The sequence below is a fragment of the Actinoallomurus vinaceus genome, from assembly GCF_039542055.1.
Lineage (GTDB): Bacteria > Actinomycetota > Actinomycetes > Streptosporangiales > Streptosporangiaceae > Actinoallomurus > Actinoallomurus vinaceus.
Map to the genome: position 1 here is coordinate 476148 of NZ_BAABHK010000007.1, position 14699 is coordinate 490846.

The window sequence follows — 14699 nt, forward strand, 5'->3', positions numbered from 1 at the left end:
ACCATCCCAAGAAGCCACCTCGTGATCAAGAGGAACACACGCGGTGCCAGTGTGATCAAATACGGTCCGACGTCGCCGGTGGCGGCCCGCAGAGGAGGAGACATGCCGAACCTGGTCGTCGTGTACGACGAGGGGTCCGCCAACCCGATGGAGATCCGCACCGGTCTCGCCCGGCTGGGCGACGTCACCTTCGTCCTGCCGCCCTCGGCCCACAACGACCGTCTCGCACCGTTGCTCCGTGAACTCGGCGCGGTCGTCTCCCTTCCCGACGCCGAACCGGCCGCGATCGAAGAGGTCGCGCGGCTGGATCCCGACGCGGTCCTGACCTTCAGCGAACGCCGAGTGCGGCTGACCGCCGCGCTCACCGAACGATTCGGGCTCCCCGGTCACCGGAAGACCACGGCCGTACTGCTCACCGACAAGTTCCGCCAGCGTGAACGCCTCCGGGACGCCGGCGTCGACCCCATCCGAAGTGCCGTTCTCACCAGGCCGGAGGATTGGCCGCGATGCGTCCGGGACGTCGGCCTGCCCGCCGTCCTCAAGCCCTTGGTCGGCGAGGGCAGCCGCAGCACCTACCTCCTCGAGGACGAGAGGGACGGGCTGCGCCTGATGCGGGAGCAGTCCGGCCCCGTGGTGCTCGAGCAGTACCTGCGAGGCCGGGAGAGCGGCCCGTTCGGAGATTACGTGTCGGTGGAGAGCGTGATCTCCCATGGCCGCGTGTCACATATCGCGGTCACCGGAAAGTATCCGCTGCTCCCGCCGTTCCGGGAGACCGGCGCGTTCTGGCCGTCCAGCCTGCCGACGGCCGAATGCGACGCCCTTCGTGATCTCGTGGGCAAGGCGCTGGAAGCGCTCGGCGTCGATTCGGGAGTCACGCACACCGAGATCAAGCTCACCGACGATGGTCCGCACATCATCGAGGTCAACGGCCGCGTGGGCGGCCATCTCACCGAGTTGTACCTCCGCGCTCTCGGCCTGGACCTGGTGGAGACGGCCGGACGGACCGCGCTCGGAGAAGACGTCGGCCGCCACCCGGCTCCCGCGACGGGCGAGGTGTTCTTCCAGTACTTCAACCCCGCCCCCCGCCGTGCCGCGAAACTGGCCGCGGCGAATGGGGCCGCGGAAGTCCGCAGGCTCCCGGGAATCGCCGCGTATCGCCGCCTCATCCAGCCCGGCGAGGTGGTCACGGACACCGTGATGACCCAACGCCTCGACATCATCTCCGGGTCGGCTCCCGACCACCAGGCCATGTTCAAGATCCTGGATGACGCGTGTGACACGCTGAGCTTCTCTTTCGAGACCGCTTCCGGCACCACGCGGATCCGCGCGAGCGAGCTTCGCGGTCACGGAGACGACATCCCCACCACATCCTGAACATTGAGGTTCGCGGATACACGGCGGCGCGAACGCCCCTATGACGACGGAACGACTCGGGATATCCGAGATGGTGCGCCGCGGCAGGCCCGCTCGGCCGAATGGACGAGGCATAATCGATGAGTGTGGACGTGCTCTTCGATTCCCCGGTCGTACGGGTGCGGCAGCCTGGGAAAATTCTGCCCACCCAGGCGAGATACGAGATCTTTGACGACAAGCGCAACCACTTGGCGTCGGCCACCGAAACCGACAGGCGCACGCGCCTGCAAATACTGAAGGCGACGCTGCCCACCGCGCCGCCGGCGGGCGCCCGGATCCTCACGGTCACGGCGGCCGACGAGGAGCCGATCCTGCTCCTGACCCGGCATCCGGACGGGCGGCTCACCGAGATACACCAGCCGGACGGCGGCCTGGTCGGCCGGATCCTCGCGACCGGGACCACCCGCCATTACAGCCTCACCGACGACCAGGAGCAGGTCGTGGCGGAGATCGTCGGGGAGTTGTCGCTCAAGCATTTCAGGGTCACCGGGCCCTCGGGCGCGCGGGTCGCCCACCTGAGCAAGACCTGGGCGGGGCCCAAGGAATGGCTCACGCCTGCCGACAACTACAAGGTGACGTTCTCCGGCCCCGCGCCCGAGCCGGCCCGCACGCTGATCGTCATGACGACGATCGTGCTCGACCTGGCACTGTACGAATAGGGTTCTGCGGCGCGTTTTCGGCGGCCTCGCTCGTGGAATGATTCCGATTCGTAAGTCACGGCGGGCATACAGCCTATATTGCGGCGGATCAGTGATCTTGATCCACAATTCGACGGATGTGGCAACTTACCGCAAATAGCCGCGTTTGCGACGGTGCAGGCCTACGGTGTGATCGATGTCCGTGACCACTGCGCCAGGAGATTCTCGATGACCGACGGCACTTCCCCGTCGCGGCCGGCTGCGAAGATCGACACGTCCCGGCCGCATTCCGCCCGGATCTGGAACTACTGGCTCGGCGGCAAGGACAACAACTGACCTACGGCTGGCCTGGGCGTTCCTGGCCGTTCCGGCGCAATCCGGTGCGGTGGTGTCTGTCCAGGCCAGTCGACGTTTTGAGGGTCCTGGCGTGCGTGTCCGTTCCGGTCCGCTGGGGTGCGCTCCGGCCCGTTCGGATGACGTGGTGGTGACAGGGCGGCGGGCTGGTCATCGCGCGTCATCTGGTGTGTTGACCCGTGACGGCGGGGTGCTGCCGGATCGGCTCAGGCGGCGCGGGAGCTGGGCGGGTGGGCGGGACGGTAAGGGAGGGCGGACCGGGGCGGCCGACGGCGCGGCTTGCGGTGAGGGCGGGGGCGCGTAGCCTCGCCGGGGCGAACGGGCACGGCTTGCTGCTGCCCGCAATGACCGAGTGTGCGCCCCCGTAGGAGGCTCGCCGCAAGCCGCGACGGCGGACGCTTTGGGCCACCCGGCTGGGCCGTGAGCTTGGGACGCCTCGCGGGTTGCTCAACCGGCGCTCCCGGGTCGGCTTCGCGTCTGACCTTTTGATCAGCGTTCGGGAATGCCGCCGCAGGATGATCTTGTTGGTCCGGAAGGATTGGTTGATCATCGATCCTGCTGTGGATCGATGCCGAACGCTTACGGGAGTGGATCGAACGACTACCGTTGGCCTGCTTGATCGGAGAAGAAATGTCCGAAGACACGGGAACGCTCAGGCCTAGGTGTCTGGCATCTGGGCGCTTTGACGGTCCGCCGTCGGCCGACAGACGCGGTGACCGGATGATCTACCGGGATGCCGTCGTGGCGCATGTGGATGGATTCCGCCCGCTACTGCTTGACTTGGTAACGCCCGTCGGCGGCGGACCGGTCCCGGTGGTCTTGTGGATCCATGGCGGAGCTTGGATGCGTGGGACCAATAAGCCGTACCCCACGCCGGTTCCGGTGGATCTCATCCGAGACGGTCTGCTGGACGCTGGCATCGCTGTCGCCAGTGTCCAGTACAGACTCAGCGCAGAGGCGATTTTTCCCGCCCAGTTGTACGACGTGAAGGCTGCCGTGCGCTGGCTGCGTCACCACGCGGTCGAGCTTGGACTTGATTCTGGTCGATTCGGGGCCTGGGGTGACTCGGCCGGTGGGCATCTCGCTGCTCTGCTTGCTGTCACCGGGCATCGCGGGGACCTTGAGGGCGATCTAGGTGTGACGGGTGTGAGCAGCGCCGTTCAGGCCTGTGTCGACTGGTACGGTCCAGCGCATTTGGCCAGTATGCAGGCTCAGTCGCATCCGCTGGCGACCGATGACTATGATGCTCCCGACTCAGTTGTATCCCGCTTGCTCGGTGCGCCGGTGCAGACGGTGCTGGAGCGCGCCGCCATCGCCAGTCCGGTCACGCACGTGTCTTCCGGAGCAGCGCCGATTTTGATAATTCATGGCGTCGAAGATCGGCTCGTTCCGGTCGATCAGAGCAGGATGCTCGCCGATGCCTACGACCGCGCAGGTGCGAACGCTCGATTTACGCCTATTGATAATGCCGATCACGTTTTCGAGGGTGTTGACCATCGCCCGCTGGTCAAAGCCAGCGTTGACTTCCTCTCAACAGCGCTACGGGTGGAGTGAACGAGCGTTTGTACAGGGCCTGAGCCGGTCCTACGGACGCTGGCGCGGCGGTCGGGCTGCGGTTCGTGTCTGGGACGGAGGGCGGGGTGGCAGGCCGCCGGGACGGGCGAGGACGGCGCGGAGCGCCGCCCGCAGCCCGGATTCCGGCGGCCCTGCCGATTCCCGCCCGGCCGTTCTCTGACTACGGGAGGTGAGGCCGGTTGATGGCCGTAGGCCACCCCGTAGGGGCGAGCGAAGCGAAGTCTGCCGGCGTCGCCGTCCTCGCAGGTTGCGCGCCTGTGGCGCGCCTTGACCCTGTAGGGAAAATCCTCACACGCCGGATATAGCCCTTGGCTGGCCGCTCGCGCATCGCGCGCCGTCTGGGCAGACCATACGGGCGGGTACTGGCCTTCGCATCGGCGAAGGCTGTGTCACTCGGCTTCTGTGTCGTTCCGGCCGATGACGCCGACCTCAACGCAGTCACTGCCCTGCTGGGTGCCGCTGTAGCTGCTCTTTCGGTACGGCTCGATCATTGGTATAGCTCCATCTTTTTACGAATAAGCTCTTTGGACTGGTCGTCGTTTAGGGCTTTGAGCCCTATTCGGTCGTAGCGGTCGAGGTACGGGCGCGCTTCGAGTGAATAAACGAGCCTTCCTTGTCCGGGTGACTCTGTATAGGCGACATCGCCGGTCGCATTGGACAGTACCTTGAAACTACCATCTAGCCCCATATAGGCCCCGACTGACCTGGGGACTACCCGAATCCCGACGTTGGGCTTGTCTGCGAGTTCGAGCAGATGTGCCAGTTGCTCCCGCATGACCTCGGGGCCGCCGACCGGCCACTCAAGGACCGTCTCGGCGATGATCACCCACAGCAGCGGGGGGTTCTTCCTGGTGAGGATGGCCTGTCGGCTCATGCGTTCCTCGACGGCTGCCTGCGCTGCTTCCTCGGTAGCGCCACCGGCGAGCGCGAGGGCGTGTGTGTACTCCGGGGTCTGGAGCAAGCCGGGGATGACCACCGCCTCGAAGATCCGGATCGTTGAGGCTGTCGCCTCGATGTCGCGATGCTCCTTGCTCCATTGCCCGTCCGGCTCCCGGAGCGCGTGAACCACGAGGTGGGTGAACAAACCGCCGGTTTCTAGCGCTTCGTCCGCAAGGGCTGCTTGTTTCGGATCAAGCTTGAGAGTGTTCGATTCGATCCGAGAAACAGTCGAGCGGACGCATCCGATCCTCTGGCCTAGTTGTGTGCCCGTGAGTCCTGCTTGTTCTCGACGTCTCCGCAGCTCAACGGCGATTAACGCCCACAGCGAGGCTAGCGGGTCCGGTTGCGGCCTGGTGTTCATCCGTTGACCCTCCGTGTTTCGATGTGTTTCTGATGTTTCTACGAAACAGTGCAATATTAACGCGGCAGGTCCAGTCTGGCCCTACGAACCTCGCAAGATACAGCCGGGAGGCTGGTCATGGGTCAGACGGTCACGGAGCCAATCGGCGCCGACACACTCACCATCAACGCCGTCCCGGAACAGGCCAGCAAGGCTCGCGCCTTCGCGCGCGCAACCCTTCGCCGGTACGGCTGCAGCCCCAACTCGATCGACAATGGCGAGTTGATCGTCAGCGAGTTGACGACGAACGCGATCAACGCCGCCCCGGGGCAAAAGATAGAGATTTCTCTATTCCCGGTAGGTGAATTGATCGCCATCTACGTCTACGACCCCACAGACGACCTACCCAAACAGAAAACCGTGGGACCGGGCGACGAAACCGGCCGCGGGATCCCCATCGTTAAGTATTGCTCGCGCCGTTCCGGTGTGTTCAAAAGCGTCTCGGGTGGAAAGGTCGTCTGGGCGATGATGGAGAGATATTCGTGATCGACGAAACTCTCACCATAGAACACCTCAAATCGCAGTTCGCCGAGTGGATCATTGCATATGACCCGTCAAGGCGCTGCTACTGGATTCTTAACTGGCGCTACCCGATCGGATGGCGCGAGGTCAAGTCAATGCTCGCAATCGAAAGCGAGATACGCGGCATCGAAACCATATACCCCCGATACGTCGGCTCATGGGAGAGAGATTCCCATGGTCTTCTGCGAGGATCGCAAGGCGTTGGATAGGGATAGCTACGCCCGAGAACTGGATGCCTTGCGGAAATTGCTCGGCGAATGCGTGCCCGTAATTTGCTACGGCGTGTTGGATGTTTCGCCGGAACAGATAGCTCAAGACAGAGCGGACTACTTGGCGACACTGCGGGCTCGACGCACCGAGTCGCCAAACGAGACGGCTCCTTAACGTTGACGTTCGACCTGGCAGAGATCCGCGTGACCCTGCGTGGCCAGCGCGACGGCGCGTGCGGCGCGGTGACAGGGCCGCACAGGCAGGGCGCGCCGCGAAGCGGCACCACTTCAAGAAAGCCCAGGCAGGCAGTGGCGCACCCACGCTCAGCCCTACGGGTGGGTGGGCGGGCCACCCTCCGCACCGTCAACAATTCCACGGCCACAAATTGGCCGATTCTGGCATGGCAATAGAGACCCCTTCCTATTGATGACCTGCAGAAATCGGCAGAGAATTGTGTCAACAGGCGTCAACAAGGAACGGAGTGTCATGACAGACGAAATGCGGGACGGAATCCGTAAGGTCCTCCTCAAGCGGGAATCGAAGCGGGCCGGTAAAGACGTCTTCGCTTACAAGGTCCCTTATCGCGACGCGAACGGCAAGCAAACATCCGAGACCTTCGGCACGCTCAAGGAAGCCCAGGGATTCCGGAACAGAATCCGGCGTCAGCGGGATGAGGGCCTGCTGATCGACGCTAAAGCGGGCATGGTGTCCCTGGCCGAATACGCGGCCGCCTGGCTGGCGCGGGCGCGGGTCAAGCGGGATAGCACCTACGCCAATTACGAACGGCACCTACGGCTGTACATTCTTCCGGTGCTGGGCGGGCGGCAACTGCGGGCGGTTACCCGCGCGGACATCCAAGCGTTCGTCACCAAGATCCACACGGGCGGTCTCGCTCCCCGTACCGTCGCATCGGTGTACGTGACGGTGGCGGCGGTCTTCCGGGCCGCTCACCTGCTCGACAAGAAGATCACGGCATCCCCGTGCGTTGAGATCACCCTGCCCGAGATCCCCGACAAAGAGGTGGAGGTGCTGACCGTCGCTCAAGTGCGGGCGCTGGCTTCCGGGATACCGGAGCGGTACCGGGCGGCGGTCCTGCTGGCGGCCGGTGTCGGCCTGCGGGTCTCCGAAGTGCTGGGGCTGACCTGGGATCGGGTCGACCTGGACGCGCGCACGGTCAAGGTCGACCGGCAGATCACTCCTCGGGGCATGTTCGGGCTGCCGAAAACCAAGCGTTCCAAGCGGGTCGTTCCCCTGCCTGACATGGTCGCTGACGCGCTGATCAAGCGTCGGGCGGACTTCCCTCCGAGGCGTCAAGATATCGCCCACACGGACGGCTCAACGGTTCACGGCGCGGAACTGGTGTTCACGCGGGCGAACGGCAAAGCGGGCAACCACCGTGATATGTCCCGCGCCATGCAGCTCGCTCGGGCTCGTGCGGGCCTGCCGGACGCGGTCACCTTCCACACGCTCCGCCACACCTACGCCTCCCTCCAGATCGCCGCAGGAACGTCACTGACCGCGCTTCAACGGCGCATGGGGCACGGGTCCATCCAAGTCACCTCCGACATCTACGGGCATCTCCTGCCCACCGAAGATGACCGGACCCGTTCCGCCATCGATGACGCCTTCTCCGGCGATGAACCGGACGACGGCGCGGCGGGCGTACCAGCAAGCGTCTGACCTGCATAAACGCAGTGAGGTGACAAAGTGATGACGCGGTCCGGCTACCTCCACGTAGGGCAAGCCTTCTACCTGCGGAAACACGGTCATGCCGCGTCAACGGGACACATGGACAACTACCCGGTGGACCGCCAGGTCGGCGACGAGATCAAGCGGCTCCATCCCGGCATCATCACGTACGCGCTGGCCGACCGGGCCTTCCTCGGCCGCGCCGTGCGGTACCTCGCGGAGGAGGCGGGGATCCGCCAGTTCCTCGACATCGGCACCGGACTGCCCACCGTCGACAACACCCATGAGGTCGCCCAGCGGGTCGCGCCCGAGTCCCGGATCGTGTACGCCGACAACGACCCTCTCGTGCTCGTCCACGCCCAGGCCCTGCTCAGAGCACCCCCGAGGGCACCACCGACTACATCGACGCCGACCTGCACGACCCGGACGCGATCCTGACCGCCGCCGGCAAGACCCTCGACTTCGACCGCCCGATCGCGGTCATGCTGCTGGGCATCGTCAACTTCATCGGCGACCTCGACGAGGCGAACGCGATCGTACGGCGGCTCGTGGACGCCGTACCGGCCGGCAGCCACCTGGCCGTCTCCCACACCACGTACGGCCCGGCGATGGACGCCGCCGTGGAGTACTGGAACCGCTTCGGCACGCCCAAGCTCACCCAGCGCACGCCCGAGCAGATCGCGGGGTTCTTCGACGGGATGGACCTGCTGGAGCCGGGCATCGTGTCCTGCTCGCGATGGCGGCCCGAGGCCGAGCCGTGGGGCGCGCCCGAGGAGGTCGACCTCTTCTGCGGAGTCGCCCGCAAACGCCGGTGATCGCGCGACACCTCAGGGGCTCCGGACGGCCTGGGCAACGACGCCTCAGCGTCTCCGGGCGGCCGCCACGAACAGCGGGACCGCGAGGAGCATCCGGTCCGTCCGGGCGCGTTCGGTCTGCTCGGCGATCCAGGCGTCGGCCTGCTCCCCCGCGACCGCGCCCGTCGTCTTCGCCGCCTCGGCGAGCCCTTCGAGCATCGGCAGCATCGCCGTGCCGGTGAACACCGCGGCCCGTACCTCGACGGTGACGTCCGCGAATCCGGCGTCCAGCAGCAGGTTCCGATAGCGGCGGGCCACGCGCGGGGCGGGGATCGTGGCGGACCGCGCCTGCGCGATGGTCCGGGTGAGCGCCGGGTCGGCGGATTCGATGATGAAGGCGTCCCAGTCCTGGCCGATGAGCACGACGCGCCCGCCGGGCGCGAGCACCCGCCGGGCCTCGGCGGCGGCGCGGTCCGGGTCGTCGAGCTCGTGGTAGACCTTGTCCGCCCGATACCCCGCGAGTTCGCCGTCGCCGAACGGCAGCTCGTAGGCGTCCGCGAGGCGGACGTCGGCTCCGGGCCACCGCCGCCGCGCCACCGCCACCATCCGCTCACTGGCGTCGACGCCGACCGCCTTCGCCCCGCGCTCGGTCAGCTCCGCGACGGCGCGGCCCGCGCCGCACCCCACGTCGACGACGAGCGCGCCCGTGATCGGCTGGAGGAGCTCGTACGAGCGGGCCCGCAGGTCGGCCGCGCCGGGCATGGCGTCGGCCGTGTCGAGACGGCGGATGAGGGTGTCGATGTCGAATGACTGTTCCGTGGACATGCGCGGCATCCTGCTGCTTCAAGCCGACTTGAAGTCAAGCGGCACGACGTCACCGGACGAGAGAGATCACCAGGGCGGTGAGGGCGGCCGCCACGTACAGGGCGGCGGCGATCGCGACCGCCCTGGACCGGCGTCGCGGCGCCCAGCCCAGGGCGCTGAGCAGCACCGCGAGGGCGGGCAGGACGAGGACCGCGTGCAGGGTGATGCCGTGCACCCACTTCAGCGATCCGGCGGTCTCGTACGCCTCCTGCCGGTGCCCCGACCGGATCAGGACCTCGCCCTTGGCGATCATCGCCGCGCCGGTCGCCAGGCCTGCCATCAGCAGCCCGAAGCCCGCCCGCAGCGCCAGCCGCAGATCCGCCGGGCCGCTCGTCCGGCCCCGGAACGCCACGACCGCCAGGGTGCCGAGCACGGCGATGAGGACCGCTCCGCCGAAGGCGAGGCTCATCGCGATAGCCGTGCTCAGCGGCGTCTCGGTGTTGAAGTGCGACGGGACGTGCCGCCAGGCCTGCACCGTGATGCCGGCGACCTCCAGCACGCAGTCGGCCGCGAAGACGCCGAGAAGCCAGGCCCGTACGCGCGGGCGCAACGTCAGGTACGACGCGACCCACGTGATCGAGATCAGGGTCAGGCCGAACGACAGGCCGAACGTCGTCGGCTTGCGCCAGGACACCGGCCCCTCCCACGGCCCGCCCCGGACGAGGAACACCCCGAAGTGGAAGACGCCGGAGGCGATCAGCACGGCCCCGACGAGGAGGCAGGCCCGCTCGATCCCGCGAAGACCCGCCCAGCGGCCCCGTGCCCGATCGGCGAACACCTGCGTGAGGGCACCGGCCGTGCCGTGGGCCGCCTCCTCGGCACCGTGTACGGCCACCGTTCTCGTCCGGGCGGTCGGCGGGATCGTCATGTCAGCCTCCTCTTAGTCCCCCGAAGCATCGTCGGACGGCTCAGGCCCGGTCATCGGGCGGGAAGAGGCAGCGAGGCTGCACCGACGACGGTAGGCCGCCGGTGGGACGCCTACTCCCCCGGGAGTACGCCGCCGCGTCCAGCACCCGCATGGGACGCGGCCTCGCGGAACGCGTCGAGGGCACGGGCGATGTCACGGTCGGTGGTCTGCCAGTTGGAGACGGACAGGCGAATGGCCCGGTGGCCGTCGAACGTCGTCCCGCTCAGCCACACCTCGCCGCCGCCCACCACGCGGCGCAGGACCGAATCGGTGGTCTCGTCGTCCTCGAACCGGAAGAGCACCTGGTTGATCACGACGTCGTTCAGCACCTGGCAGCCGGGGACGGCCGCCAGGCCTTCGGCGAACGACCGGGCATGGTCGCAGGCGCGTTCCACCATGTCCGCGACGCCTTGCCGCCCGAGGGAGCGCAGCGCCGCGTACACGGCGAACCCGCGGGCGCGGCGCGAGAAGGCGGGTGTCCAGTCCATGGGTTCGCGGGGCTGCCCTGGGCCGCCCTGAATCAGATAGTCGGCGGTGACGCTCATCGCGGCGTGGTGGGAATCGGGGTGGGCGCAGTACGCCATGCCGGAGTCGTAGGGGACGTTCAGCCACTTGTGGGCGTCGAAGGCCCACGAGTCGGCCCGTTGCACGCCGTGGACCAGATGGCGAAAGCGGGGGGCGGCGGCGGCCCACAGGCCGAACGCCCCGTCGACGTGCAGCCACGCCCCGGCCTCGGCCGTCACGTCGGCGATCGCGTCGAGATCGTCGAAGGCGCCGGTGTTGATCTCACCTGCCTGGGCGCAGACGATCGCCGGGCCGTCACCGTCGGCCAGTGCCGCGCGCAGCCGGGTGACGTCCATCCGGGCGGAACCGTCGGCCGGCACGACCGTCAGCGACGCCTGCCCGACGCCCAGCCACCGGAGGCCGCGGTCGACGCTGGCGTGCCGCCGTTCGCCCACCAGCACGCGGATCGGCGGTGCGCCGTTCAGCCCGCGTTCCTCGACGTCCCAGCCCACCGCGTGCAGAACGTGGTGCCGCGCCGCCGCCAGGCAGGTCAGGTGCGCCATCTGGCAGCCGGACACGAAGGCGAACGAGGCGTGCGGCGGCAGCCCGAGCAGTTGCCCGAGCCAGGCACCCGCCACCTCCTCGGCGACGGTCGCGGCCGGGCCGCACGCGTACAGCGCGGGACACTGGTCCCAGACGGAAGTGAGCCAGTCGGCCGCCACGGCCGCCGGAAGCCCACCGCCGATCACGAATCCGAAGTAGCGGCCCGAGGGGATGGCCACCAGCCCCGGCTCGGCCGCGCGGGCCAGCTCTTCCACCACCGTCACGGGGTCGACGCCGTCGCGCGGCAGCAGCCCGCCGAGCCGGGCCCGCAACTCCGCCACGTCCGCCGTTGCCCCGGCCGGCCGCTGCTCCAGCGTCTCCAGCCAGTCGATCGCGATCTCGGCCGTGCGGGCCAGCACCGTCTTAGGGGATGTGTCCACCTGTTCCTCCCAGAATCCGTGGATGTCACCGGACGCTAGGAGGGAGCGGGGCCCGCGTTCTTGTACAGGATTGCTCTCGTCCAGAATGGCTCCATGGCGACGACGTCCGACGCGCGGATGTGGTGGGCGGCGGACCTCGGCGGCCTGGAGCTGTTCAAGGCCACCATCAGCGAGTTCGCCTTCCGGCCGCACGCGCACGAGGAGTTCTTCATCGCGCTCACCGAGGCGGGCGTCTCCACGCCCACCTACCGGGGCGACCGGCACGTCATCACCCCGGGCGACGTGATCGTGCTGAACCCTGAGGAGAACCACGCCGGTGGTCCCCCGGACGAAGGCTCGTGGACGTACCGGGCCCTGTACCCGCGCACGGAGCTCCTGCGCGAGATGGCGGCGGAGTTCCCCGGGCGCGGGCCTGCGGTCCCCGAGTTCCGCGCGGAGATCATCCGTGATCACGGCATCGCGGCCAGGCTGCGGCGCTTCCACCGCCTCTCCGAATCACCCGGATCCAGTCTGCTCGAACGGGAGGTGCTGCTGGCCGAGGCATTCGTCCTGCTCGTCGGCCGCCACGCCGCACCGCCGCGGGCTCCCCGTGCTCCCGGCCGGGAACCTCGAGGGGTTCGGCTCAGCAGGGAGTATCTGGAGGAGCACGCCGAGGAGAGCGTCTCCCTCCGAGCGTTGTCGGGGTTCGCCGGTCTCAGCGTGTTCCATCTGTGCCGCGTGTTCCACGAGACCGTGGGCATGACGCCGCACGCGTTCCAGACGCAGGTACGCGTACGGCGCGCCAAGTCGCTGCTGAGAGCCGGGATGCCGGTCGCCCAGGCCGCCCTGGAGGCCGGCTTCTACGATCAGGCGCACCTGACCCGGACGTTCAAGCGCATCATGGGCCTGACTCCCGGCCGGTACGCCAAGGGCGTCACCGCCTGACGGCCACCTATGCGGTGATGTCGGGGTTGGCGGCCAGGATGGCCTCGGTGGTCTGCCAGAGCGCGGGGAGGTATCGGATGACCTGGGCGGTGCGGTGGGCCAGGTCGCCGGCGGAGGTGATGCCGAGGTCGGCGACGGCCGCCCGGAACGCCGGAGCCAGCTCCCGGTGCAGCTCTGGCGCGTCCGCGGCCAGGATGGTGTGACACCGGGCGAACGTCGCGATGATCCAGAAGACGGCTTCGCGGTGATCGCCGGAGTCGATGAGGTCCCGGCTTCCGTCGATGACGATCGGCCGGGCGTCGGGAGCGATGTCGCTGCTGAAGGGAAACGGCGTCTTCGCGACGCGGGCGGTGGCGTCGAAGGTCGTGGCCAGTTCGCTCAGGTGGTGCCGGACGCGGTCCGCCGGCAGGTCCCGGCAGCCCAAGAGCTCCAGCAACTCGGGGTACACGCCGAGCTCGCCATAGTGGGCCAGGACCCGGCGTGCGGCCAGGTAGCGAAGGCGGATGGTCGGATTGCGCAGGGCGGCGACCAGCAGCACGTGGGTGGTGACACCGGTGGAGAACAGCCAGGCGTTCACCTGCTCGTGGAACGGTGCCGAGGTGTCGATCGCCGCGAGGCGGTGCTCGATCCGGTGCCGGGCGTCCTGGCACCGGCGGCGGACCCAGGGTTCAGCCGCGAACCTGTCGGCGACGTAGGCATGCAGGGCGCGCAGCCGGCCGGTGGGGTCGTCGATGATCGTGTCAGCCCGGAAGCCGCCGGCCAGGTGGTAGGAGGCGAGGACGTCGTCGGGGCTGGACAACTGCGCCCAGGACAGGTGGCTGACCTCCAGCAGGGCGCCCTCGTAGCGGAACTTCCCGAGCTTGGCGGGCGGGTCGTCCCGGGCGATGACGACGACGATGTCGACGTCGGAGGAGGGCGGAAGCTCGGCGTCATCGGGCAGCCCGACCGTGGAGCCACTGAAATACGCGCCGCGGAAGCCGGCCTCGACGTGTGCATGCTCGGCGACCCACCGGGCCGCGGCGGCGCGTGCCTGACCTACCTTCACGATCCGATCCCCTTGAGAGAGCCCGTCGCCAGATGACCCGGTATCGGTCAGTCGCCCATCGTCTTGGCGGGGCCGGCCCAGATGCCGCGGACGTGGCGCAGGTGGTGGCGCATCAGCGCCTCGGCGCCCTCGGCGTCGCCGCGGGCCACGACGTCGAGCAGGTCGAGGTGCTCCCGCGCCGAGGGCAGCAGTTCGCCGCGCTCGGCCAGCTTAGGCACGCCGTACAGCCGGGAGCGGTGACGCAGCTCCTTCACGACATCGACGAGCTGCGCGTTGCCCGCCAGGGCGAGCAGCTCCAGGTGGAAGGTCTGGTCGGCCTCGATGTAGGCGAGGATGTCGCGGCGTTCGGCGGCGTCCACGATGGCCTCGGCGAGCGGGCGCAGCTTCTCGACCCCGGCGGGGGACGCGGCGACCCGGCCCACCGTCGGCACCTCGATCAGCGCGCGGATCTCGGTGATGTCGTCGAGGTCGCGGTCGGACAGCTCGGTGACCCGGAAGCCCTTGTTCCGGACCACGCTGACCAGGCCCTCCTTGACGAGGTCGAGCATCGCCTCGCGGACAGGTGTGGGCGAGACGCCGAACCGCTCGGCCAGCGCCGGCGCGGAGTACACGACGCCCGGCCGCATCTCCCCGGCCACGAGCGAGGCACGCAACGCCTGCGCGATCTGCTCGCGGACGTTCGGCCGCGCCCCCAGCTGCGGCAGGTTCAGCTCACTCATGCCCCGTCCTTCCTACGACGGCCCCGGCGACGAGACGATCCTCCCAGGCCCGTGCCGGTACCGGTGCACGGCCTCCGGCACCCGCGCCGCCACGGATGCCTCCGCGCGCGGCACCCGCCCGCCGGCCCCTGGCCACATCCGATCGCCGCCGCGCCGTCGCGGCCGGCTCGGGCGAGCCGGCCGCGACGGCGCGGCGGGCGGGGAGGGGCTCACGTGACG

The 14699-nt window shown here is 68.3% G+C and carries 13 protein-coding genes and 2 pseudogenes; 8 read left to right on the top strand and 7 right to left on the bottom strand.

What is annotated here, in order from left to right:
* Positions 1-102: 102 nt before the first annotated feature.
* The 4 genes and pseudogenes from ABEA24_RS26410 to ABEA24_RS26425 all read left to right on the top strand — a co-directional run bounded on the left by ABEA24_RS26410 (position 103) and on the right by ABEA24_RS26425 (position 3959).
* The gene (locus tag ABEA24_RS26410) at positions 103-1374 is read left to right on the top strand and encodes an ATP-grasp domain-containing protein (RefSeq protein ID WP_345433748.1); all 1272 of its coding nucleotides are present in this window, start codon (positions 103-105) and stop codon (positions 1372-1374) included.
* Between the two features lie 131 nt (positions 1375-1505).
* The gene (locus ABEA24_RS26415; protein ID WP_345433749.1) at positions 1506-2072 is read left to right on the top strand and encodes a phospholipid scramblase-related protein; all 567 of its coding nucleotides are present in this window, start codon (positions 1506-1508) and stop codon (positions 2070-2072) included.
* Between the two features lie 207 nt (positions 2073-2279).
* Positions 2280-2381, top strand: a pseudogene (locus tag ABEA24_RS26420) (SAM-dependent methyltransferase); the annotation flags it as partial.
* Positions 2382-3125: 744 nt separating this feature from the next.
* On the top strand, positions 3126-3959 hold the full coding sequence (locus tag ABEA24_RS26425) for an alpha/beta hydrolase fold domain-containing protein (RefSeq protein WP_345433751.1): 834 nt from the start codon (positions 3126-3128) through the stop codon (positions 3957-3959).
* A 410-nt stretch (positions 3960-4369) separates the two neighbouring features.
* Here ABEA24_RS26425 and ABEA24_RS26430 read toward each other — a convergent pair whose 3' ends face one another.
* Together ABEA24_RS26430 and ABEA24_RS26435 are read right to left on the bottom strand one after the other, a co-directional pair.
* Positions 4370-4471, bottom strand: a complete 102-nt coding sequence (locus tag ABEA24_RS26430) for a DUF397 domain-containing protein (protein ID WP_345433752.1) — start codon at positions 4469-4471, stop codon at positions 4370-4372.
* Entirely contained in the window at positions 4468-5280 is an 813-nt protein-coding gene (locus ABEA24_RS26435) for a helix-turn-helix domain-containing protein (RefSeq protein WP_345433753.1), read from the bottom strand. Before ABEA24_RS26435 ends, ABEA24_RS26430 begins: the two co-directional genes overlap by 4 nt.
* Before the next feature lie 117 nt (positions 5281-5397).
* On the opposite strand from ABEA24_RS26435, the gene ABEA24_RS26440 reads away from it, so the two are divergent.
* The 3 genes and pseudogenes from ABEA24_RS26440 to ABEA24_RS26450 all read left to right on the top strand — a co-directional run bounded on the left by ABEA24_RS26440 (position 5398) and on the right by ABEA24_RS26450 (position 8555).
* Positions 5398-5805, top strand: a complete 408-nt coding sequence (locus ABEA24_RS26440) for an ATP-binding protein (protein WP_345433754.1) — start codon at positions 5398-5400, stop codon at positions 5803-5805.
* Positions 5806-6504: 699 nt separating this feature from the next.
* On the top strand, positions 6505-7731 hold the full coding sequence (locus ABEA24_RS26445; protein WP_345433755.1) for a site-specific integrase: 1227 nt from the start codon (positions 6505-6507) through the stop codon (positions 7729-7731).
* A gap of 108 nt (positions 7732-7839) precedes the next feature.
* Positions 7840-8555 (top strand): annotated as a pseudogene (locus ABEA24_RS26450) (SAM-dependent methyltransferase).
* Positions 8556-8600: 45 nt separating this feature from the next.
* Here the strand turns inward: ABEA24_RS26450 and ABEA24_RS26455 are convergent.
* The 3 genes from ABEA24_RS26455 to ABEA24_RS26465 form a co-directional block, all read right to left on the bottom strand.
* Positions 8601-9359, bottom strand: coding sequence for a methyltransferase domain-containing protein (locus ABEA24_RS26455; protein WP_345433756.1), 759 nt, complete (start codon positions 9357-9359; stop codon positions 8601-8603).
* A 49-nt stretch (positions 9360-9408) separates the two neighbouring features.
* Positions 9409-10266, bottom strand: coding sequence for a hypothetical protein (locus ABEA24_RS26460; protein ID WP_345433757.1), 858 nt, complete (start codon positions 10264-10266; stop codon positions 9409-9411).
* A 110-nt stretch (positions 10267-10376) separates the two neighbouring features.
* Complete coding sequence (locus ABEA24_RS26465; protein ID WP_345433758.1) at positions 10377-11792, bottom strand: pyridoxal phosphate-dependent decarboxylase family protein; 1416 nt, start codon at positions 11790-11792, stop codon at positions 10377-10379.
* A 93-nt stretch (positions 11793-11885) separates the two neighbouring features.
* Between ABEA24_RS26465 and ABEA24_RS26470 the strand changes: the two genes are divergently transcribed.
* Entirely contained in the window at positions 11886-12716 is an 831-nt protein-coding gene (locus ABEA24_RS26470) for an AraC family transcriptional regulator (protein WP_345433759.1), read from the top strand.
* A gap of 7 nt (positions 12717-12723) precedes the next feature.
* On the opposite strand, the gene ABEA24_RS26475 is transcribed toward ABEA24_RS26470, so the two are convergent.
* A complete protein-coding gene (locus ABEA24_RS26475; RefSeq protein ID WP_345433760.1) occupies positions 12724-13761 on the bottom strand; it encodes a hypothetical protein in 1038 nt (345 codons plus the stop codon).
* A gap of 47 nt (positions 13762-13808) precedes the next feature.
* Complete coding sequence (locus ABEA24_RS26480; RefSeq protein WP_345433761.1) at positions 13809-14480, bottom strand: GntR family transcriptional regulator; 672 nt, start codon at positions 14478-14480, stop codon at positions 13809-13811.
* Positions 14481-14699 lie beyond the last annotated feature (219 nt).